The sequence below is a fragment of the Sphingomonas sp. ID0503 genome (genome assembly GCF_048565625.1).
In the GTDB taxonomy this organism is placed as follows: domain Bacteria; phylum Pseudomonadota; class Alphaproteobacteria; order Sphingomonadales; family Sphingomonadaceae; genus JBLZUR01.
Genome location: NZ_JBLZUR010000002.1, coordinates 1303296 through 1325206, shown reverse-complemented (window position 1 = coordinate 1325206; position 21911 = coordinate 1303296). Strand labels below are relative to the sequence as shown.

The window sequence follows — 21911 nt, the reverse complement described above, 5'->3', positions numbered from 1 at the left end:
GTATTAGGCGGCGGCGGAAAGCTCCGCCGCGCGCAATCTGACCGACTCGACGCCGGGAAGGCGTTCGATCCGGGCGGCCAGTTCCGCATCGAGCAGGAAGTTGCGGCCGAGATGAACGAGCGCCTCGCCCGCCTCGCCATCGATGCGCAGGAAGACGTCGCCGCGCCCGCCCCTCACCTCGCCGAGCATGTCCGCGAGGACGGCGGGCAGACCGGCGTCCGCGATGGCGATGTCGAGGATGAGGCGGGTGTTGGTGCCGAGCGCGTCGAAGGGCTGGATGCGGCGGATCGCCACGCGCGGCGTGTCCTCGCCCGGACGCCGGTCGAGCTCGACGGTGGCGAGGCCGCAGCTGCCGGTGCGGGCGGCGCCCTCCAACGCCTCGCAGGCATCGTCGTCGAAGCAGGTGGCGATGAATTGGCCGGACTGATCGGAGACGGTCGCCATCATGTAGCGACGGCCCTTGGCGGAGGTGCGCCAGCGCGCCTCCTCGACCAGCAGGGCCATCATGCCGCCGATCCGCGCACCCTCGGCAGGGGCAGGCAAGGCCGCCAGCTCGGCGAAGCTGCGCGCGCCATTTGCAGTCGCGAGATGGCGGTAGCGTTCAGTGGGGTGCGAGGAGAAGTAGAAGCCGAAGGCGTCCTTCTCGGCCGCCATACGCTCGGCGATCGACCAATGCTCGACGCTGGGCAGGCGGATCGGGGCGGGGCCTTCGTCCGCGCCGCCGAAGAGTCCGCCCTGCCCGCTATGCCGTTCCTGATGCGCGCTGGCGGCATGGGCGAGGATCGTCTCGGCGGCGGCGAAGATCGTCGCGCGATCGTCGTTGATGTCGTCGAACGCGCCGGCACCGGCGAGGCTCTCCAGCTGGCGGCGGTTGAGGAGGCGTGGATCGACGCGGGCGGCGAAATCCTCAAGGCCGGCGAAGCGCCCGCCGGCGAGGCGCGCCTCGACCAGCTGCTCCATCGCCTTTTCGCCGACGCCCTTCAGCGCGCCGAGCGCATAGCGGACGGCCTTGCCGCCCTCGACCGGCTCGACCGAGAACTCGGCCTCGCTGTGGTTGATGGACGGGGGCAAAGCCGCCACGCCCATGCGGCGCATGTCATCGAAGAACACGCAGAGCTTGTCTGTCAACGTCATGTCGTAACACATTGAGGCAGCGTAGAATTCGACGGGATGATGGGCCTTCAGCCAGGCGGTCTGATAGGCGACCAGCGCATAGGCGGCGGCGTGGCTCTTGTTGAAGCCGTAGCCCGCGAACTTGTCGATCAAGTCGAACAGCTCGTTGGCCTTCGCCTCGGTGATCGCATGCGCCGCGCAGCCTTCGACGAAGCGGGCGCGCTGAGCATCCATCTCGGCCTTGATCTTCTTGCCCATCGCGCGGCGCAGCAGGTCCGCCTCGCCCAGGCTGTAGCCGGCGAGCACCTGGGCCGCCTGCATCACCTGTTCCTGGTAGACGAAGATGCCGTAGGTTTCCTTCAGCACCTCTTCCAGCATCGGGTGAGGATATTCAATGCTTTCCCGGCCGTTCTTGCGAGCGCCGAACATCGGAATGTTGTCCATCGGGCCGGGGCGATAGAGCGAGACGAGTGCGATGATGTCGCCAAAATTGGTCGGCCGGACGGCGGCGAGCGTGCGGCGCATCCCCTCCGATTCCAGCTGGAACACGCCGACGGTGTCCCCCTTCTGCAGGAGCGCGTAGACCGCCTCGTCATCCCATTCGAGCGCATTCAGATCGATGACGATGCCCTGCTTGGCGAGCATCTGCGTCGCCTTCTGCAGCACGGACAGGGTCTTCAGGCCGAGGAAGTCGAACTTCACGAGGCCCGCGCCCTCGACATACTTCATGTCGAACTGGGTGACGGGCATGTCCGAGCGCGGATCGCGGTAGAGGGGGACCAGCTTGTCGAGCCGCCGGTCGCCGATCACCACGCCGGCGGCATGGGTCGAGCTGTGGCGAGGCAAGCCCTCCAGCTTCATCGCGAGATCAAGAAGCCGCTTTACCTGATTGTCATTGCGGTATTCTTGCGCCAGCTCGGGCACGCCGGTCAGCGCTTTTTCCAGCGTCCAGGGATCGGTCGGATGGTTCGGCACGAGCTTGGCGAGGCGATCGACCTGGCCGTAGCTCATCTGCAGGACGCGGCCAGTGTCCTTGAGGACGGCGCGCGCCTTCAGCTTTCCGAAGGTGATGATCTGCGCCACCTGATCGCGGCCGTATTTCTGCTGGACGTAGCGGATGACCTCGCCGCGCCGCGTTTCGCAGAAGTCGATGTCGAAGTCCGGCATCGACACGCGTTCGGGATTCAGGAAGCGTTCGAACAGCAGGTTGAGCTTGATGGGGTCGAGATCGGTGATGGTGAGCGCCCAGGCGACCACCGAGCCGGCGCCCGAGCCGCGACCCGGGCCAACGGGAATATCGTTATCTTTCGCCCATTTGATGAAGTCGGCGACGATCAGAAAGTAACCCGGAAAGCCCATGCGGACGATGACGTCCACCTCGAAATCGAGGCGCTGGAAGTAGGTCTCGCGGGCGGCGTCATCGGCGATCCCCGCCTTTTCGAGCCGCGCCTCAAGGCCAGCGCGCGCATCCTTGCGAAGGAGTTCGGCCTCGGCCTCACGGTCGCCGGCGAGGCTGGGGAGGATCGGCTTGCGCTTCGGCGCCGCGACGGCGCAGCGTTGCGCCACGACGAGCGTGTTGGCGATCGCCTCGGGCAGATCCTCGAACAGCCGCGCCATCTCCTCGGCGGGCTTCATCCACAGGTCGGGGGAGGACCGCGGGCGATCCTGTGTGTCGATATAGGCGGAGCCGGCGATGCAGAGCATGGCGTCATGCGCATCGTGGAAATCGGCTTCGGCGAAGCTGACCGGGTTGGTCGCGACGAGCGGCAGGTCCATGCCGTAGGCGAGGTCGATCAGGCGCGCCTCGGCCGCCTCCTCCACCGCATTCCCGCGCCGGGCGAGTTCGATGTAGAGGCGGTCGGGGAACAATGCTGTCAGCCGGTCGGCATAGGCGTTCGCGGCGCTGTCCTGACCCTCGGCGAACAGGCGCGTGACCGCCCCCTCGCCTGCCGCCGTCAGCGCGATCAGGCCCTCGGTGCGGCCGTCCAGCATCTCCAGCGTGACATGCGCGTCCACCTCGATCGGGCGGTCGAGATGCGCGGCGGAGACGAGCGCGCAGAGATTGTCGTAGCCGGTCGTGTCCTGCGCATAGAGCGCCAGCCAGTCGATGATCGGCGGCTTGCCCTCCGGCGTGCCGGGGCGGGCAACCGCCAGCATGGTGCCGATCACCGGCTGGACCCCCGCCCCCATGCAGCCGTCGGAGAAGGCCATCGCGGCGTAGAGGCCGTTGCGGTCGGTCAGGGCGACGGCGGGGAAGCCGAGCTTACGCGCCTGTTTTGCGATCGCCTTCGGCTCGATCGCACCCTCCAGCATCGTGTAGGCCGAGAAGACCCGGAGCGGCACGAAGGGAGCATGTGACATGGCCGTGACTATGGGGACAGGCGGCGAGTCTGGGAAGGGCGGCCGCCGCGCTTATCCACAGCGGCGCTGGGTCAGGCCTTGCGCGGCGGTGCCCGTTCCAGCCAGGTTCCGGCCGCCCAGGCAATCAGGCCGAGGCAGCCGGTCTCGATCAGCTTGGCGCGGCTGAGCGACAGGACCGAGGTGTCGCTGAGCCAGACATCCAGTTCGTGCAGCGAGATGATGCGGATGATCGCGACGGCCATCAGCGGCAGGACGGCGGCCATGGCGACGCGCGCCGCGATCGACAGACGCCGGAAGAGGAAGAAGATCGCGACCTCGACTGCCGCCAGACCGAGGACGAGCATCCGGGTCGAGGCCCATTGGAGCGAGCGCCGGGCGGCGTAGGCGCCCTCGTCCACCGCCTCCTGACGCACGATGTTCGCCACACGGAAGCTGAGGTCGAAGCCGCGCGCGATGCCGAGCGCGGCGACGATCAGGCCGATCCACAGCCAGATGCTCGATTTCTGTCGCCGCACCGAGACGAAGACGCACAGGATCGCGACCGCGAGGTAGAGCGCGCCGGCGAAGGCCGCGCCCGACCTCATTCCAGCACGCCCTCATGCAGGCGGACGAGGCGGTCCATCTTCTGCGCCAGCCGCTCGTTATGGGTGGCGATCAGCGCCGCGCTCCCCTCCCCGCGCACCAGCCGGAGGAACTCGGCGAGGACCACGTCGGCCGTCGCCTCGTCGAGATTGCCGGTGGGTTCGTCCGCCAGCACCAGAGCGGGGCGGTTGGCCAGCGCGCGGGCGACGGCGACACGCTGCTGCTCGCCGCCCGAGAGCTGGCTGGGGCGGTGGTGGAGGCGATGGCCGAGGCCGAGGGTGGTGAGCAGATGCTCGGCCCGCGCCTGTGCCGCCGCCGTCTCCGCATCGCGGATCAGCTGGGGGAGGACGACATTCTCGACGGCGGTGAAGTCGGGCAGCAGGTGGTGGAACTGGTAGACGAAGCCGAGGGCGTCGCGGCGCAGGCGGGTGCGGTTGTCACCGTCGAGCTTCGACGCCTCCTCGCCAGCGATGCGGATCGAGCCTTCGAAGCCGCCTTCCAAGAGGCCGACCGCCTGGAGGAGCGTGGACTTGCCCGAGCCGGAGGGGCCGAGGAGTGCCACGATCTCGCCGGGTGCGACGGAGAGGTTGACGCCCTTCAGCACGTCGATGCGCGCGCCGCCCTGTTCGAAGCTGCGGCGGAGGTCGGTGACGGAGAGGACGGTCATTGCATCCTCCCTGTGCGAAGCATGGGGAGGGGGACCGCGACGCGCAGCGGCGTGGTGGAGGGGCGGCGGGCGAAGTCCGCCGTCTTCGCGGCGGCCCCTCCACCAGCTTCGCTGGTCCCCCTCCCCATCTGCGATGGGGAGGATTTTGGCGTCTTACTCATAACGCAGCACCTGGACCGGGTCGGTGTTCGCGGCCTTGAACGCGGGGTAGAGCGTGAAGAGGAAGGCGGAGCCGATCGCCAGGGCGACGATCGCCAGCACCTCCAGCGGATCGGTGCGCGAGGGCAGTTCGGTGATGAAGCGGATCGACGGGTCCCAGAGGTTCTGGCCGGTGACGAGCTGGATGAAGTTCACCACCGATTGCCGGAAATAGAGGAAGACGAAGCCGAGGATCAGGCCGGCGGCGGTGCCGAGCGTGCTGATCGTCAAGCCGACCGTCATGAACACCTTGACCAGCCCGAGCCGCGTCGCACCCATGGTGCGGAGGATGGCGATGTCGCGGGTCTTGGCGCGGACCAGCATGATCAGCGAGGACAGGATGTTGAACACCGCGACGAGGATGATGAGCGAGAGGACGACGAACATCGCCACCCGTTCCACCGCCAGAGCCTCGAACAGGCTGGCGTTCATCGATCGCCAGTCGGAGACCTGACCCATATTGCCGACCTTCGCCGCCAGCGGGCCGACGATCTGGCCCACCCTCTCCGCGTCCACCGTGTCCAGTTCGACGATGCCGACGGCGTCGCCCAGCATCAGCAAGGTCTGCGCATCCTGCATCGGCAGGACGACGAAGGCCTTGTCGTAATCGTAGACCCCGACCTCGAAAATCGCCGAGACGGTGTAGCTGACGATACGCGGCACGGTGCCGAAGGGGGTCGCCTGCCCGTCCGGGTTGATGAGGCTGATCGGCTGCCCCACGCCGACGCCGAGCTGTTCCGCCAGGCGCGCGCCGATGGCGACATTGCCGGAGCCGGGGGTGACGCTGGCGAGCCGGCCCGCCACGACATTGTCGCGGATCAGCGGGTTGCCGCGCAGATCCTCGATCCGCATGCCGCGCACCAGCGCCGGCTCGACCCGGCCGGCGCTTGACACCATCAGCGGCTGTTCGATCAGCGGGGTGGCGCCGGTGATGCCGGGCGTGTCCTTCGCCAGCCGGACGACATTGCGCCAGTCGGGCAGCTTGCCGCCATAGCCCTGGACGACGGCATGGCCGTTCAGCCCGACGATCTTGTCGATCAGGTCGGCGCGGAAGCCGTTCATCACCGACATCACGATCATCAGCGCGGCGACGCCGAGCATGACGGCGACGAGGCTGATCGAGGCGACGACCGCGATGAACGCCTCGCCCCTGCCGGGGAGGAGGTAGCGCTTGGCGATCATGCGTTCGTAGCGGTTGAGGATCACCGACCGTCCCTAGAAAGAGACCCGTTCGTCCTGAGCGAAGTCGAAGGACGGGCAACGAGCGATGCCCATGTAACCCGTGCTTCGACTACGCTCAGCACGAACGGAGTGGCTGTATTCACCCCGTCAGCCTCTCGAGCGCGCTGTCGAGCGAGAGTTCCTGCTTCTCGCCGGTGCGGCGGTTCTTCAGTTCGACGACGCCGCTGGCCAGGCCCTTGGGGCCGATCACCAGCTGCCAGGGGAGGCCGATGACGTCCATCGTCGCGAACTTGGCCCCGCCCCGCTCGTCACGATCGTCGTAGAGGACCTCGACGCCGAGGCCGGTCAGCTTCTGGTACATGTCGTCGGCGACGCGGGTGCAGGTCTCGTCATCGACCCGCATGTTGATGAGGCCGACCTTGAAGGGTGCGACCTCTTCCGGCCAGATGATGCCCGCATCGTCATGGCTCGCCTCGATCAGCGCGCCGACCAGACGCGACACGCCGATGCCGTAGCTGCCCATATGCGGGACGACGGAGGTGCCGTCCTTTGCCTGCACGGCCATGCCCATCGCCTCGGAGTATTTGGTGCCGAAGTAGAAGATGTGGCCGACTTCGATACCCCGCGAGGTGCGGAGGAGGTCGCCGGTGGCCGCCTCGCGCTCGGGATCGCGCTTCTCGTCGGTGGCGGCATAGTCGGCGACGAGGCCGGAAACGACCTGCTGCAGCACGCCGGCGTCCTCGGTGTCGATCGCACCCAAATCGACCGGCTTTTCCCAGTTGGCGTGGTAGAACACCTCGCTCTCGCCGGAGGGGGCGAGGATGATGAATTCGTGGCTGAGATCGCCGCCGATCGGGCCGGTGTCCGCCTGCATGGGGATCGCGCGCACGCCCATGCGGGCGAAGGTGCGGAGATAGGCCACGAACATCTTGTTGTAGCTGTGACGCGCGCCCGCCTCGTCCATGTCGAAGGAATAGGCGTCCTTCATCAGGAACTCGCGCCCGCGCATCACGCCGAAGCGGGGGCGGACCTCGTCGCGGAACTTCCACTGGATGTGATAGAGCGTGCGGGGGAGATCGCGGTAGCTGCGCGCGGCATCGCGGAACAGCGCAGTGATCATCTCCTCATTGGTCGGGCCGTAGAGCATCTCGCGCTCATGCCGGTCGGTGATGCGCAGCATCTCCGGGCCATAGGCGTCGTAACGGCCGCTCTCGCGCCAGAGATCGGCGGATTGCAGCGTCGGCATGAGGAGCTCGACCGCACCCGCCCGATCCTGCTCCTCACGCACGATCTTCTCGATCTTGCGCAGCACGCGCAGGCCAAGGGGGAGCCAGGCGTAGATGCCCGCCGCGGTCTGCCGGACGAGACCGGCGCGGAGCATCAGCTTGTGGCTGACGATCTGCGCGTCGGCGGGGGACTCCTTCGCGACGGGGAGGAGGTAGCGGGAAAGGCGCATCGGGTCGCTCGAATCGTAACCTATGGGACGGCGATGGCGCTAGGCGGAATTGCCGGACAGCGCCAGCGCCCCTAAATGCGCGCCATGCTCCGCCTTTCCGGCCTTCTGCTCCCGCTCGATCATAGCGAGGAGGACCTAGCCCGTGCCATCTGCACGCGGCTGGAAGTGGCGCGCGAGGCGCTGCTCGGCTTCACGATCGCGCGGAAAGGGAACGACGCACGGCGGCGGAATGCGATCCGGCTGGTCTATACGGTCGATGTGAGCCTAGCCGACGAAGCTGCTGTGCTGGAGCGATTCTTTCGTGACCCGGACCTGCGGGCGACGCCGGACATGGGGTACAGGTTCGTGGCCGAGGCGCCCGCGGGCGCAACGCGGCCGGTGGTGGTCGGGGCCGGACCCTGCGGGCTGTTCGCGGGGCTGATCCTGGCGCAGATGGGGTTCCGGCCGATCATCGTCGATCGCGGCAAGGTGGTGCGGGAGCGGACCAAGGACACCTGGGGGCTCTGGCGGCGGGCCGAGCTGAACCCGGATTCCAACGTCCAGTTCGGCGAGGGCGGGGCGGGCACCTTCTCCGACGGCAAGCTCTACTGCCGGATCAAGGACCCGCGCTACCTCGGCCGCAAGGTGCTGGCGGAGTTCGTGAAGGCGGGCGCGCCGCCGGAGATCCTGACCGACGCGCATCCGCATATCGGCACCTTCCGCCTCGTCTCGATGGTCGAGAACATGCGCCGGGACATCGAGGCCCTGGGTGGCGAGTATCGCTGGCAGACGCGGGTCGACGATCTGGTGATCGAGGGCGGACGGCTGCGCGGGCTGGTGCTTCAGGACGGATCGGTGCTGGAGGCGGATCACGTCGTCCTGGCGCTGGGCCATAGCGCGCGGCCGACCTTCGAGATGCTCCACGCGCGCGGCGTCCATATGGAGGCCAAGCCGTTTTCGATCGGGGTCAGGATCGAGCATCCGCAGAGCTGGGTGGATCGCGCGCGCTTCGGCGATTGCGCTGGGCATCCCGATCTCGGCGCGGCGTCCTACAGCCTTGCCCATCATTGTGAGAACGGGCGCACCGTCTACAGCTTCTGCATGTGCCCCGGCGGGCGGGTGGTGGCGGCGACATCCGAGGAGGGGCGCGTCGTCACCAACGGGATGAGCCAGTATTCCCGCGCCGAGTTCAACGCCAATTCGGGGCTGGTCGTCGGGATCGATCCGGCGCGCGACTATCCCGGCGGGCCGCTGGCGGGGATCACCTTGCAGCGGGAGATCGAGGATCGGGCGTTCGTCGCGGGCGGGTCGTCGTACTTCGCGCCGGGGCAGACGGTCGGCGACTTCCTCGCGCGGCGGCCCTCGACCAAGCTCGGTGAGGTCGTGCCGTCGTACATGCCGGGGGTGACGATGACCGATCTGGCCGAATGCCTGCCGGAGTTCGTGCTGGACTCGCTGCGCGAGGCGTTGCCCGTGTTCGGGCGACAGGTGGCGAATTACGACCATCCCGATGCGGTGATGACCGGGGTCGAGACGCGCACCTCCTCCCCCGTCCGGATCACGCGCGGCAAGGATCTGCAGAGCCTGAACCTGCGCGGCCTGTTCCCGGCTGGTGAGGGCGCGGGCTATGCGGGCGGCATCCTTTCCGCCGCGATCGACGGGATCAAGGTGGCCGAGGCGGTGGCGCTCAGCATGACCGGGCGGTGAGCGGGCGGTACGACGCGATCATCCTCGGCGCGGGGGCGGCGGGGATGATGTGCGCCGCCACGGCCGCGCAACGCGGGAGGCGCGTCATGTTGGTCGATCACGCCGATCAGCCGGGCAAGAAGATCCTGATCTCGGGCGGCGGGCGGTGCAACTTCACCAACATCCACACCGCCGCCGACCGGTATCTGTCGGAGAACCCCCATTTCGCCAAGTCGGCGCTCGGGCGGTACACGGCGCAGGACTTCGTGGCGCTGGTCGATGCGCATGGCATCGCCTGGCACGAGAAGACCCTGGGGCAGCTGTTCTGCGATGGGTCCGCTCGGCAGATCGTGGCGATGCTGGAAGCCGAGTGCGCCAAGGGCGAGGGTGAAGTGGATTGGTGTCTGGGTCGCTCCGTCACCGGCCTCACCAATGCCGATGCCGTGTTCCGCGTGACTGCGGGGGGACAGGAGTATGAGGCCCCTGCCCTCGTCCTCGCGACCGGCGGGCCTTCGATCCCGAAGATGGGTGCGACCGGCTTCGCCTATGACGCCGCGCGCCAATTCGGCCTGCCGGTGGTGCATCCGCGGCCCGCTTTGGTGCCGTTCACGCTCGGGCCGGACGATGCGCTTTTCCGTTCGCTTTCGGGGGTTTCGGCCGATGTCGAGGTCGGCTGGGGCAAGGCGCGGTTTCGGGAGGCGGCGCTGTTCACCCATCGCGGCCTGTCGGGTCCGGCCATGCTCCAGATCTCGTCCTACTGGCAGCATCGGACAGCGATAAGCGTCGCTTTCACCGTCTCACAAGAGGCGGGGTGGCTGATCGAAGAGAAGCGCGTGAAGCCCCGCACCACGCTCCGGCGCGTCCTGGCTCAGCATCTGCCGGAGCGGCTTGCCGAGGCTCTGGCGGAGCGGCTCGCGCTTGAGGGCGAGCTTGGCGGCATGACCGACAAGGCGCTGCGATCGGCGGAGGCCCGGCTTGGCGCATGGTCGTTCCATCCGAGCGGAACCGAGGGGTTCGCCAAGGCGGAGGTGACGGCGGGCGGCATCTCCACCGCCGCCCTCTCCTCCCGCACGATGGAGGCGAAGCGCGTGCCGGGCCTCTATGCGATCGGCGAGGCGGTGGACGTCACCGGCTGGCTAGGCGGGTATAATTTCCAATGGGCGTGGGCGAGCGGGCGGGCGGCGGGCGAGGCGATCACCGCCGCCGCTTTGTCCTGAACGCGGCTGGTTCTATAGGCGGCGCATGGCTGAGGGGTTGGAAGGCGTGCTGCTGGCGCATCGGGCGCAGCTCCTCCGCTTTCTGGCAGCCCATGGCGCGGGGGCGGCGGCGGAGGACCTGCTGCAGGAGCTGTGGCTGAAGGTCGCCGCTTCCGATCCCGGGCCGGTCGCCAACCCCCTCTCCTACCTCTACCGCGCGGCGAACAACCTGATGGTCGACCGCCACCGCGCCAGCGTGCAGGCGGCCAAGCGGGATGCTGCCTGGAACGATGCGTCGACGACCGTGCCCGGCCAATCCGATGTGCCCTCCGACGAGCGGGCAGTGATCGCGCGGGACCAGTTGCGGCATGCGGACGCTGCGTTGGAGGCGCTGGGTGAGCGTACCGCTGCGATCTTCCGCCGCCATCGTATCGACGGCGTCCAGCAGAAGGACATTGCGCGCGAGTTCGGGGTGAGCCTCAGCACCGTCGAGGCGGATTTGCGCAAGGCCTATCGCGCGATGATCGACCTCAGGAGGCGTTTCGATGAGGGCTGAGACAAGGCTCGCCGCACTCCGCTCCGTCCTGTCTGGTGGAGCGTGACCATGCCGCGAGACAGAACGACGATCGAGAACGAGGCGCTGGACTGGCTGATCGGCCAGCGGGACCCTGCGTTCGCGGACTGGGAAGGCTTCCAGAACTGGCTGGAGGCGGACGCCGCACACCCACCCGTCTATCACGAGATGGCGGCGGCGGAGGCCGAGATCGGGGAGATCCTGAGCCAGCGTCGTCCCCGCCAAATCATGCCGGCCGCGCAGCAACCGAAGGTGGCGCGTCGCGCCTGGCTGGGCGGCGGCATCGCGGCGATGTTGGCGGTGGCGATCGGCGTGGCGAGCGTGGATCGCGCGTCGCCCTATGCGGTCGAGACCGGGCCGGGTGAGCGGCGCTCCGTGACCTTGGCGGACGGAACGCAGATCGCGCTCAACGGGTCGACGCGGCTGACGCTGGACCACAAGGACCAGCGCGTGGCGACACTGGATCGCGGCGAGGCGGTGTTCACCGTCACGCACGACGAGACGGACCCGTTCACGGTCAGCGTCGGCGATGCCGAGCTGGTCGATGTCGGGACGGTGTTCAACGTCGTCCGGATGGCCGGCCGTACAGAGGTGCAGGTCGCCGAGGGCGCGGTGATGTTCAATCCCGATGCGGAAGCGGTGCGCCTCGACGCCGGGCAGTCGCTGACCGTACTCGATGCGGAGACGGCGATCCGGCGCGGTCAGGTGGCACCCGGCGATGTCGCGAGCTGGCGCGAGGGGCGCCTGATATACGATGGCCAGACGATGGCGGAGGTGGCGGCGCAGCTCGCCCGCTATACCGGAAAGCCGGTCCGCGCCGCGCCCGAGGTTGCGGAACGGCGCTTCCGGGGTGTCCTCAGCCTGGGCGACCATGAGGATGTGAGCAGCCTCGGCCCGATCCTGGGCGTCGGTGTGCGCCGCATCGGCACGGAGTGGGTGCTGACCCCGCGCTGACATGCGCAAGACCCTGATCGCCCTGAGCCTGACGCTGAGCGTCACGGCCGGTGCCGCTTCGGCGGCCACGCCCGCGCTCGACCTGCCGGCGGGGACGCTGCGGGACGCGCTCGCCGCGCTGAGCCGGCAAGCAGGGGTCAATGTGGCCGTGGAGGACGAGCGGCTTTGGCGGCGCCCGGTTCGGGCGGTGCGGGGACGGATGAGCGCCGAGGCGGCGCTGCGCCGGATGCTTGCCGATGAGGGCGCGCGTATCATGCCGCTCGGCGGCCGCAATTGGCGGATCGTCGCCGTCGTGCGCCCCGCCCCGAAGGTCCGGCGTGCGCCCCCTCCCCCGCCATCCGACAGCGGCGCGGAGATCGTCGTGACCGCCAGCAAGCGCGACACGCTGCTGCGCGACTTCTCCGGCATGGCGAGCGTGCTGTCGGGGCGCGACCTCGCCTTTGGCGGCGAGCGGGGGATGGACTCGATCCTCGCGCGGCTGGCCAGCCTGTCCTCGACCCATCTCGGCGCGGGGCGGAACAAGCTGTTCATCCGGGGCATCGCCGATTCCAGCTTCACCGGGCCGACGCAGGCGACGGTCGGCCAGTATCTCGGCGACATGCGTCTGACCTACAACGCGCCCGACCCGGACCTCAGGCTCTACGACATCGCCTCTGTCGAGGTGCTCGAAGGACCCCAAGGGACGCTCTACGGCGCGGGATCGCTGGGTGGGATCATTCGGATCGTGCGCAATCCGGCGGCACTGGATCGGCCTTCCGCCGCGCTGTCGGGCGGGCTGTCAGCCGCGCAGCATGGCGATCCCGGCGGCGACCTGGGCGGGATGATCAACCTGCCGCTGGTCGAGGATCGCGCCGCGCTCAGGGTGGTCGGCTACGGTATTCAGGACGGCGGCTATATCGACGACGTGGTGCGCGGCCGTCGCGATATCAATCGGACGCGGATTGCCGGGGGGCGTGCCTCGCTGCGGGTGGACGCGGGCGACGACTGGACGGTCGATCTCGGTGGCATCGTGCAGACCAATCATGGGCGCGATAGCCAATATGCCGATCGCGACCTGCCCGATCTCGAACGGGCGAGCCCGACGGATGGCGGCTTCGATGCGGATTACTGGCTGGGCGATGTGGTGGTGGGGAAAAGCTGGGGCGACCTGTCGTTCCTGTCCTCGACCGGGATCGTCCGGCAGACGCTGGACGAACGCTACGACGCGACGATGCCGGACGGGCCGGAACGGGTGTTCGCGCAGCGCAACCGGACGCGGATGATCGCCAGCGAGAACCGGCTGTGGCGGCCGATACGGGGCGGTTACGGCTGGGTGCTAGGGGCGAGCTACACGAACAATCGCACCTTCCTCGGCCGCGCGCTCGGTCCACCGGGCCTGCCCGAGCCGACCACCGGGGTCACCAATCGGATCAGCGAGTTCACGGTCTACGGCGAGGGCAGCGTCGAGTTGCGCCGCATCCTGACCCTGACGGCGGGCGCGCGCTATACCCATGCCAAATTGTCGGGCGTCGGCGAGGATGTGACGCCGACCGTCGCGGCGCTGCTCCGGAGCACGGGCGTGGTCGCGGCGCGCAGGGAGGATACGGTGCTGCCCTCAGCCTCGGTCTCGCTGCGCGCCGCGCCGGGGGCGGTGATCTTCGCGCGCTATCAGGAGGGGTTTCGGCCGGGTGGCCTCGCGATCGAGGGCGATCTGGTCCGGCGTTTCCTGAACGACCGCGTGCGCACGATCGAGACCGGGTTCCGCATCGGCGAGAGCGGGCGCAGTCCGTTCGACCTGACCGTCAGCTTCGCCCATGCCCGATGGCGCGACATCCAGGCCGATTATATCGACGCCTCCGGCCTGCCGAGCACCAACAACATCGGCAACGGGCGCATCTATTCGGCGAGCGCGGCGCTCGGCTGGCGGCCTGTTGCCGGGCTGACGCTGGACGCGTCGGTGACCTATAACGACAGCAAGGTGACCGAACCGTCGGCGGCGTTCATCCAGTCGCTGGTGAATGCGCTGGCGATGGTCGATGCAGGCGCGGCCTTCGACCGGGCCAACCAGCCGCTCGGCCGCATTCCCAACGTCGCGCGGCTCTCGGCTCGGATCGGCGCGGATTACCGCACGATGCTGACCGAGGGTATCGACCTGCGCGTCAACGGCTGGGCCCGCTACACGGGCAAGTCGCGGCTCGGCGTCGGACCGGTGCTGGGTGAGGAGCAGGGCAATTACCTCGACACCGCGCTGACCGCGCGGGTGGGCCGGCCGGAGTACGGCGTCACTCTGGGCCTGACGAACCTGTTCGACACGGTGGGCAACCGCTTCGCGCTCGGCACCCCCTTCGCGATGACGGCGGAGCGGCAGATCACCCCGCTGAGACCCAGGACCCTGCGACTAGGGTTCGACGCGGCGTTCTAGAAGTTCGTCGTACATTACAATCAAGGTTCCCGCCGTCCGGCCCCGTCTTCCCTTCAACGAAAGGGAAGAGACCACATCATGCGCCAGCTGCTTGCTCCGGTTCGGTGACCGCATCGGGCGGCGATGCGACGACTGCAAAGGGGACGGCAATCTCGATCGATGCCGGAGCGACGGTGAACGCGGTGCGGAACAGCGGCGCGATCGCGGCGACGGCGAGCGGTAACGGTGCCGCCGTTGGGATCGTGGATCGATCCGGCACTTTGGCGCTCGTCACCAATGCCGGTTCGATCTCGGCAAGCGGCGGCAAGACCAACACCGCCATCGACCTGTCGGCGAACACCACCGGCGCGGAGATCCGCCAGACGGCGGTGACCACGGGCAACGCGCCCTCGATCAAGGGTGACGTCCTGCTGGGCAGCGGCAATGACAGCTTCGACGTCGCGGACGGCACAGTCGCCGGAAAGCTGAGCTTCGGGACGGGGAACAACACGCTGGCCTTGTCGGGCGACGCGGCGGTGAGCGGTGACGCCAGCTTCGGCGCAGGTGCCGACACGGTGAAGCTGGAAGGCACGTCCGCTTATGCCGGCGACATGGACTTCGGCGGCGGGGCGGACAGCCTGACGCTCGCCGGGACCGCTTCGTTCACGGGTGGCCTGAAGAATGCGGCGGGGCTGGCCGTCGCGGTGAACGGCGGGCGGCTGGACATCGGCAAGACGACGGCGACGATCGCCTCCCTGTCGGTCGCATCCGGCGGCACGATCGGGGTCACGATCGACGGCGCGACCAAGACGAGCACGCTTTATCAGGTGGCGGGCGCGGCCAGCTTCGCGGAAGGGGCGAAGGTCGCGGTGAAGATCGCGGGTATCGCCAATGCCGAGGGCCGATATACCTTCGTCCGCGCGGGCAGCATCACCGGCGGCGACAAGCTCGCGTCAGAGGACGCGATCCTGCCATACATGTTCAGGAGCGACGTGGTGGTCGCCGGCGCGACCGAACTCGCCCTGGACGTGAAGCGCAAGACCACCGGCGAACTCGGCCTCAACCGGTCGCAGGCGGCCGCCTATGACGCGGTCTATGCGGCGCTCGGCAAGGACAGCAAGGTGGCGGGCGTGTTCCTCAACACAGTGGACGGCGACCAGTTCAAGCGTCAGGTCCGCCAGATGCTGCCCGACCATGCCGGCGGCACGTTCGAGGCGGTGACGATGGGATCGCGCGCGACGGCGGGATTCCTTGCCGATCCGAACGCGCCGTTCAAGGACGAGGGCGGCTGGGGCTGGTTCATCCAGCAGGCCGGCTGGGGCCGCGCCAAGAGCCTGGGCGACACCGCGTCTTACGATGTCTCCGGCTGGGGCATTTCGACCGGCGGCGAGATCAAGACGGAGAAGACCGGCAATTTCGGCGTCTCGCTCGCCTATCTCTACGGCAAGGACGCGGACGGGGGGACCGACAACTCCGTGCAGTCGAACCAGTACGAGGTCGCCGGGTTCTGGCGCGCCAATTGGGGCAGCCTGTCCACCTGGGCGCGCGGTTCCTGGGCCTATGTCGATTTCAAAGGCAAGCGGAAGTTCACCGGCACGGACGGGACGGGCGCAAGCGTCGAGCTGAACAGCCGGGGCAATTGGAACGGCAACCTCGTGTCCGGATCGGGCGGGGCGAGCTACGACATCTGGCTGGGCGGCTTCACCCTGCGGCCGATCGTCGCGATCGACTACTACCGGTTGAGCGAGAAGGCCTATGCGGAGACGGGCGGCGGGGCTGCGTTCGACCTCTCCGTCGACAAGCGGACCAGCGACGAGCTGGCGGTCTCTGGCACCGTCGCCATCGGCTACGAGTTCGGCGATGGCGATCGGGAGAGCGGCTGGATGCGGATCGAGCTGGAAGGTGGTCGACGTCAGCTTGTCGGCGGGTCACTCGGCAAGACCACCGCGCGTTTTGCCGGCGGGCAGGACTTCACCCTGACGCCGGAAGACCGGACCAACGGCTGGGTCGGTAAGATCCGCGCGACCGGCGGCGGCAACGGCCTGAAGATCTCGGGCGAGGCGGGTGCCGAGGAGCAGCAGGGCCAGGCGGCGATCTCGCTGCGCGCCACCCTGATGGTCGATTTCTGAGGGTGGTGGTGCCCCGGGAGAGACTCGAACTCCCGACCTGCGGTTTAGGAAACCGTTGCTCTGTCCAGCTGAGCTACCGGGGCACGGGCGTCGAGTAGGCCCGAGGCCGCCCGATCGTCAATTGTCGCGTTCGGGCGGGCGTACCGGCAGGGGCAAAGGCGCGACCGGCACGCCGTCGCTCAGGAGGTCGCGGACCTCGGGCGCGGTGGCCTGGCCGTAGATCGGTTTCGCCGCCTCCTCGCCGTCGTGGATGGCGCGGGCGCGGCGGGCGAAGTCGGTGCCGACATCCTCGGACTTGGACAGCATCTCGGCCTGCGCCTTGGCGAGGAGGGTGAGCGCCTGCTTCATCACGCGCGGATCGGGCGCCTCTCCGGTGCCGGACAGACGGGGTGCCATGACCGCCTTGCCGACGGTGCCGGAGCCGCAGATTGGACAGGAGACGAGGCCCCGCGCCTGCTGGCCTTCGTAATCGTCGGAGGAGCCGAACCATGCCTCGAAGACATGGCCGGCAGGGTCGCAGCGGAGATCGAAGACGATCATGCGACCACCTCCGGCGCAGCGATCGGACGGCGGTGGTTGATGGCGGGCAGGCGTCCCCTTACCTCCTCCACCCGCTCCAGGGCCAAGTCACAGAAGCCGAGGCCGGCCTCCTCTCCCATGTCGAGCAGCACCTCGCCCCAGGGATCGACCACCAGCGAATGGCCGTAGGTCTCACGGCCGTCGGCGTGGGTGCCGGTTTGCGCGGCGGCGACGACGAAGACGCCGGCCTCGATCGCGCGGGCGCGCATCAGGATGTGCCAGTGGGCGGCTCCGGTCGGGCGGGTGAAGGCGGCGGGAATCGAGAGGATCCTCGCGCCGGCATCGGTCAGCGCGCGGTACAGGTCGGGGAAGCGGAGATCGTAGCAGATCGACAGGCCGAGGCGTCCGGCGGGGGTATCCGCCGCCACGGCACGATCGCCGCCGGAATAGCTCGCCGACTCGCGCCAGCGTGTGCCGTCGGGCAGGTCGACGTCGAAGAGGTGGATCTTGTCGTAGCTGGCGCGGACGGCGCCTTTCGCATCGATGACGAAGCCGCGATTCACCAGCCGCTCGCCCTCGCGGAGCGCCAGCGAGCCGAGATGGACCCAGATACCCGCCTCCGCCGCTGCGAAACAGACGGCGCGCAGGACCCGATCCTCATCCTCGGTGACGATGTTCGCCGCAGCGCGCGAACGGTCGCGGTCGAGCACGCCGCTCATCTCCGGCGTGAAGAGCATCTTCGCGCCGCCCGCCGCAGCCTCGGCAATCAGCCGCGCGAGCGCGTCGACGCTTTCCACCGGATCGATGCCGGTGGTCGTCTGGGCAAGCGCGATGCGCAAGGTCAGGCGGCGAGCAGCGGGTCGAGCTTGCCCGCGCGGTCCAGGGCGGCGAGATCGTCGGAGCCGCCGATATGGGCGCCGTCGATGAAGACCTGCGGGACGGTGGTGCGGCCGTTGGCGCGCTGGATCATCTCGGCCCGCTGCGGCCCGCCCATGGTGATGTCGTATTCCTCCGGAGTCACGCCCTTCGACCCGAGAAGGTTCATCGCCCGCGAACAATAGGGGCAGAACGCCTTCGTGTAGATTTCGACCTTGGCCATGACCGCTATCCTCGACTGTTGCGGCCGAGGTGCTGTCGCAGGGCACGAATGTCAATGTTTCCGGATGCTTCAGTCGTCCCGAAGGACGCGCGCCCAGCACAGCACCTCGACCCGCGCGGCCCCGGCGCGGCGGAGGATTGCGGCGCAGGCGCGGACGGTGGCGCCGGTGGTGTAGACATCGTCGACGAGGAGGATCGTCGCGCCCTTGACCGTCACGTGAGGCTTCACGGCAAACGCACCCCGCACGGTGCGGGCGCGCTGCGTCGGGTTCAGGCCCTTGAGCGGCGGGGTGCGTCGGGTTCGTACCAGCAGATCGGGAACGAAGCGGAGGGCGTGCCGCCTTGCCACGCGTCGGCCGATCAGGGCGGACTGGTTGAAGCCCCGGCTCCAGATTCGCCAGCGGTGGAGAGGGACGCAGGCGACGAGAGTGTCGGGCGCGAGGCCGTCGGTCGATCGCGCGAGTTGGCGGGCAATCAGCTCGGCGAGGCCGGTCTGGCGACCGTATTTCAGCTTCAGCACGATGCCGCGGGCGACCTCGCCATAAGCGACGCCGGCGCGCAGGCGATCGAAGGGCGGCGGGTCGGCGAGGCAGGCGGCGCAGTGCAGCCCCTCCTGCCCTGGATGGTCGGCAGGCCTCGCGCAGACCGGGCAGCCGCCATCGTCGAGGAAGTCGAGCGCGCTCCAGCAGTCGAGGCAGAGCTGGTGGTCGCCGCCGACGATCGTGCCGCAGGCGGCGCAGCGTGGGGGAAGCGCGAAGGCGACCGCCTTGGCGACGCCGTGGCGCGCTGCGCGGATGACGGGGGTGGCGAACATGCCGCCTTGTCCCGTGGGCGGCGCGCGCGCACAAGCGCCCGTGTGACCGGTCCGGAAGTCTTCGATCGACAGGCGCGCGCGCTCCGCCGCGACCGCGCGGCGCGTGGGCAGGGCGAGGACATCCTGCGGCAGGCGATCGCGGAGGATCTGATCGACCGGTTGGCGGGGGTGCAGCGGACGTTTACCGACGTGCTGGACCTCGGCTGTGGCGACGGTTCGCTGGGGCGGGCGCTAGAGGCTCCGGGGCGGCGGGTGACCTATGCCGATGCCGGGGCGGTGTTTGCGTCGCGGGCGGGCGGGGTGCAGGCGGAGGAGGATCGGCTGCCCTTCGATCCCGGCAGCTTCGACCTGATCGTGTCGGCGAACGTGCTGGATCAGGTCAACGACCTGCCGGGTGCGCTGATCCAGGCGCGGCGGCTGTTGCGGCCGGACGGGCTGTTCCTGGCCGGGTTCTGCGCGGGCGGGAGCGCGCCGCGGCTACGCGAGGCGTTCCTGGCGGCGGACATGGCGGAGGGGCGCGCGGTGGCGCGGATCCATCCGCAGATCCCGTTGCAGGCGGGGGCCGACCTGCTCGGGCGCGCGGGGTTCGCGATGCCCGTGGCGGACGGGTTCACGCTGAACCTGCGTTATGGATCGCTGTTCCGGCTGGTCGAGGATCTGCGGGCGATGGCGGCGACGAACCTGCTGCCCGGGCGGCAGGCGCTGAGCCGGCGGCCTTTGATGGCGGCGGTGGAGGCGTTCGTGGCGCAGGCCGATCCGGACGGGCGCGTGACGGAGCGGTTCGAGATCGCGGTGCTGACCGGCTGGGCGCCGGCCGAGTCGCAGCCGAAGCCGGCACGGCGGGGGAGTGCGACGGTGTCGCTTGCGGAGGCGTTGAAGGCCAAGCCCTGATCCTCTCTAGCGAAGCTGGGGGACCATGCGAAGCATGGTGGAGGGGCCGCCGCGAAGACGGCGGTTGCACCGCCGCCCCTCCACCAGCTTCGCTGGTCCCCTCCCCATCTTTGATGGGGAGGATTTTAGAGGAGCGCTTCGAGCAGGCCGATCAGCGGCTTGTCCGCCGGGGGCATGTCTAGGGCGTGCAACGCCACGGGCCTCACCCAGTCGAGGGCGCTGGCGGCGAGGGGTTGGGGGGTGCCGCGCCATTTGCGACAGACGTAGAGGAGGAGCAGGAGGTGGCGCTCGCCGAGCGCTTCGCTGGCGAAGGTCGCGGGGGCGAGGCAGGCTGGATCGACCTCGATCGCCAACTCCTCGCGGAGCTCGCGGATCAGCGCGGCCTCGGGCGTCTCGCCGCCCTCCACCTTGCCGCCGGGGAACTCCCAGAGGCCGGCCATCGGCTTCCCTTCCGGGCGCCGCTGCACCAGCACGCGGCCGTCCGCATCGACGATCGCCACGGCGCTTACCAGGATCAGCTGCATATACGCTTCCTTAACCATACAAGACTAGTGCGAGTGTTGACTGCAGATTGTGGCGAAGGGTTACCGAGGTGGAAAGATTTGTTCGGAACCTGCGCGTCGACGAGAAAGGCGTTACGCTGGTCGAATACGGCCTGATCGTGAGCCTGATGTGCTCGATCTTCATACTCGGCCTCGGAACCTTCGGTGATCAAGTCGTCGATATTTATAACACCGTGGCCGAAGCGACCCGCGCCTCCTGATTTCGCCGTTAAGCATTTTGCAACTCCCACAACGTAGGAAGGTGATGTCGACCCACGGTGCCGTGGCGGCGGCAGGGTTGCACGAGTTTGCTTTCAAGGAGATCGGCCATGAAGATTTTTCGCAAGATCATGAAGAACGACAAGGGCGCGACGGCCATCGAATACGGCCTGATCGCGGCTCTGATCGCGGTTGCCGCGATCGCCGGCATGCAGGGCATCGGCGGCTCGGTTTCCGGCACGTTCTCCAACGTGTCTGACCAGCTGAACAACGCCTAAGCTTACCGAGCTTAGCGGCTAAATAGAGGGCGGCGGGAGCGATTCCGTCGCCTTTTTGCTGTTTGGGCGGCGAGACTCAAGCAGGTCTCCGTCCTCCCCCTCCGTCGCCTTCGGCGCAACCTCCCCCTTGCGGGGGAGGATCTTCTAGGCGGCGGCCAGGAACTTGGCGCGGCGTTCGGCGCGGAGGGTGGCGGCGGATTTGGTGGCGAGCGCGTCGATCTCCTCGCCAAGCGCCTCGCCCAGGGCGGCGATCGCCTGGGCGGGGGCGCGGTGGGCGCCGCCCAAGGGCTCCTCGACGATGCGGTCGATGATGCCGAGCCTGGCCAGATCCTGCGCGGTGACCTTCATCGCCTCGGCCGCGTCCGCCGCCTTCTCCGCCGTGCGCCAGAGGATCGAGGCGCAGCCTTCGGGCGAGATCACCGAATAGACGGCGTGTTCGAACATCAGCACGCGGTTGGCGGCGGCGAGCGCCACGGCCCCGCCCGAGCCCCCTTCCCCAACGATCGCGGCGACCACCGGAACGCCGGCGGCAAGGCACGCCTCGGTGGAGCGGGCGATGGCCTCCGCCTGCCCGCGCTCCTCCGCCTGCACGCCGGGGAACGCGCCGGAGGTATCGACCAGAGTCACCACGGGCAGGCCGAAGCGGTCGGCAAGTTCGATCAGGCGGATCGCCTTCCTGTAACCCTCGGGTTTGGCCATGCCGAAATTGTGGCGGAGGCGGCTTGCGGTGTCGTCGCCCTTTTCATGGCCGATCACCATCACGCGACGGCCGTCGATCCGGCCGAGGCCACCGATGATCGCCTTGTCGTCGGCAAAGGCGCGGTCCCCGGCCAGCGGCACGAAGTCGCTGACGAAGCCGGCGATATAATCCTTCAGATGCGGCCGCTGCGGATGGCGGGCGACCTGCGTCTTCTGCCAGGGGGTGAGCTTGCCATAGGTGTCGCGGAGGAGCTTCTTCGCCTTGGCGTCGAGCTTGGCGATCTCGCTGGCGATGTCGACGGTGCCGGCGTCGGCAGTCTCGCGCAGTTCGGCGATGCGGGTCTCAAGCTCGGCGATCGGCTTCTCGAAGTCGAGGTAAGTCGTCATGGGCGGC

20 protein-coding genes and 1 tRNA gene are annotated in these 21911 nt (G+C 68.6%); 9 read left to right on the top strand and 12 right to left on the bottom strand.

Annotated elements, in window-relative coordinates; all coding sequences use genetic code 11:
• Positions 1-3: 3 nt before the first annotated feature.
• The 5 genes from dnaE to proS form a co-directional block, all read right to left on the bottom strand.
• Entirely contained in the window at positions 4-3474 is a 3471-nt protein-coding gene (gene dnaE / locus ACM608_RS07380; protein WP_419682599.1) for a DNA polymerase III subunit alpha, read from the bottom strand.
• 71 nt (positions 3475-3545) lie between these two features.
• Complete coding sequence (locus ACM608_RS07375) at positions 3546-4058, bottom strand: hypothetical protein (RefSeq protein ID WP_419682598.1); 513 nt, start codon at positions 4056-4058, stop codon at positions 3546-3548.
• Positions 4055-4723: an ABC transporter ATP-binding protein gene (locus ACM608_RS07370; protein ID WP_419682597.1), complete on the bottom strand. Its 669-nt coding sequence runs from the start codon at positions 4721-4723 to the stop codon at positions 4055-4057. Before ACM608_RS07370 ends, ACM608_RS07375 begins: the two co-directional genes overlap by 4 nt.
• 153 nt (positions 4724-4876) lie before the next feature.
• The gene (locus ACM608_RS07365) at positions 4877-6127 is read right to left on the bottom strand and encodes a lipoprotein-releasing ABC transporter permease subunit (protein ID WP_419682596.1); all 1251 of its coding nucleotides are present in this window, start codon (positions 6125-6127) and stop codon (positions 4877-4879) included.
• Positions 6128-6242: 115 nt separating this feature from the next.
• A complete protein-coding gene (gene proS, locus ACM608_RS07360) occupies positions 6243-7559 on the bottom strand; it encodes a proline--tRNA ligase (RefSeq protein WP_419682595.1) in 1317 nt (438 codons plus the stop codon).
• Positions 7560-7643: 84 nt separating this feature from the next.
• Here proS and ACM608_RS07355 point away from each other — a divergent pair, with 84 nt between their 5' ends.
• From ACM608_RS07355 to ACM608_RS07330, 6 genes are all read left to right on the top strand, one after another.
• Positions 7644-9245: an NAD(P)/FAD-dependent oxidoreductase gene (locus ACM608_RS07355; protein ID WP_419682593.1), complete on the top strand. Its 1602-nt coding sequence runs from the start codon at positions 7644-7646 to the stop codon at positions 9243-9245.
• Positions 9242-10441: an NAD(P)/FAD-dependent oxidoreductase gene (locus tag ACM608_RS07350; RefSeq protein ID WP_419682592.1), complete on the top strand. Its 1200-nt coding sequence runs from the start codon at positions 9242-9244 to the stop codon at positions 10439-10441. Before ACM608_RS07355 ends, ACM608_RS07350 begins: the two co-directional genes overlap by 4 nt.
• 25 nt (positions 10442-10466) lie before the next feature.
• Positions 10467-10976 carry a sigma-70 family RNA polymerase sigma factor gene (locus ACM608_RS07345; RefSeq protein ID WP_419682591.1) on the top strand — a complete coding sequence of 170 codons (510 nt, stop codon included), beginning with the start codon at positions 10467-10469 and terminating at the stop codon, positions 10974-10976.
• A gap of 48 nt (positions 10977-11024) precedes the next feature.
• On the top strand, positions 11025-11948 hold the full coding sequence (locus ACM608_RS07340; protein WP_419682590.1) for a FecR family protein: 924 nt from the start codon (positions 11025-11027) through the stop codon (positions 11946-11948).
• 1 nt (position 11949) lies between these two features.
• A complete protein-coding gene (locus ACM608_RS07335) occupies positions 11950-14349 on the top strand; it encodes a TonB-dependent receptor (protein WP_419682589.1) in 2400 nt (799 codons plus the stop codon).
• Between the two features lie 104 nt (positions 14350-14453).
• A complete protein-coding gene (locus ACM608_RS07330) occupies positions 14454-16457 on the top strand; it encodes an autotransporter outer membrane beta-barrel domain-containing protein (RefSeq protein WP_419682588.1) in 2004 nt (667 codons plus the stop codon).
• Positions 16458-16463: 6 nt separating this feature from the next.
• Here ACM608_RS07330 and ACM608_RS07325 read toward each other — a convergent pair.
• The 5 genes from ACM608_RS07325 to ACM608_RS07305 form a co-directional block, all read right to left on the bottom strand.
• Positions 16464-16540 (bottom strand) — tRNA-Arg (locus ACM608_RS07325).
• Between the two features lie 34 nt (positions 16541-16574).
• Positions 16575-16997 (bottom strand): DUF1178 family protein, encoded by a 423-nt coding sequence (locus ACM608_RS07320; RefSeq protein ID WP_419682587.1) that lies wholly within the window; start codon positions 16995-16997, stop codon positions 16575-16577.
• A complete protein-coding gene (locus tag ACM608_RS07315; RefSeq protein WP_419682586.1) occupies positions 16994-17815 on the bottom strand; it encodes a carbon-nitrogen hydrolase family protein in 822 nt (273 codons plus the stop codon). Before ACM608_RS07315 ends, ACM608_RS07320 begins: the two co-directional genes overlap by 4 nt.
• Positions 17816-17817: 2 nt before the next feature.
• Positions 17818-18075 carry a glutaredoxin 3 gene (gene grxC / locus ACM608_RS07310; RefSeq protein WP_419682585.1) on the bottom strand — a complete coding sequence of 86 codons (258 nt, stop codon included), beginning with the start codon at positions 18073-18075 and terminating at the stop codon, positions 17818-17820.
• Positions 18076-18144: 69 nt separating this feature from the next.
• Entirely contained in the window at positions 18145-18888 is a 744-nt protein-coding gene (locus ACM608_RS07305) for a double zinc ribbon domain-containing protein (RefSeq protein ID WP_419682584.1), read from the bottom strand.
• A 42-nt stretch (positions 18889-18930) separates the two neighbouring features.
• Here ACM608_RS07305 and ACM608_RS07300 point away from each other — a divergent pair, with 42 nt between their 5' ends.
• The gene (locus tag ACM608_RS07300; protein WP_419682583.1) at positions 18931-19779 is read left to right on the top strand and encodes a class I SAM-dependent DNA methyltransferase; all 849 of its coding nucleotides are present in this window, start codon (positions 18931-18933) and stop codon (positions 19777-19779) included.
• Positions 19780-19904: 125 nt separating this feature from the next.
• On the opposite strand, the gene ACM608_RS07295 is transcribed toward ACM608_RS07300, so the two are convergent.
• Positions 19905-20303: a (deoxy)nucleoside triphosphate pyrophosphohydrolase gene (locus ACM608_RS07295; RefSeq protein WP_419682582.1), complete on the bottom strand. Its 399-nt coding sequence runs from the start codon at positions 20301-20303 to the stop codon at positions 19905-19907.
• A 68-nt stretch (positions 20304-20371) separates the two neighbouring features.
• Here ACM608_RS07295 and ACM608_RS07290 point away from each other — a divergent pair, with 68 nt between their 5' ends.
• Positions 20372-20542, top strand: coding sequence for a Flp family type IVb pilin (locus tag ACM608_RS07290; RefSeq protein WP_419682581.1), 171 nt, complete (start codon positions 20372-20374; stop codon positions 20540-20542).
• A 108-nt stretch (positions 20543-20650) separates the two neighbouring features.
• A complete protein-coding gene (locus tag ACM608_RS07285; protein ID WP_419682580.1) occupies positions 20651-20818 on the top strand; it encodes a Flp family type IVb pilin in 168 nt (55 codons plus the stop codon).
• Positions 20819-20962: 144 nt separating this feature from the next.
• Here ACM608_RS07285 and ACM608_RS07280 read toward each other — a convergent pair whose 3' ends face one another.
• A complete protein-coding gene (locus tag ACM608_RS07280) occupies positions 20963-21904 on the bottom strand; it encodes an acetyl-CoA carboxylase carboxyltransferase subunit alpha (protein ID WP_419682579.1) in 942 nt (313 codons plus the stop codon).
• Positions 21905-21911 lie beyond the last annotated feature (7 nt).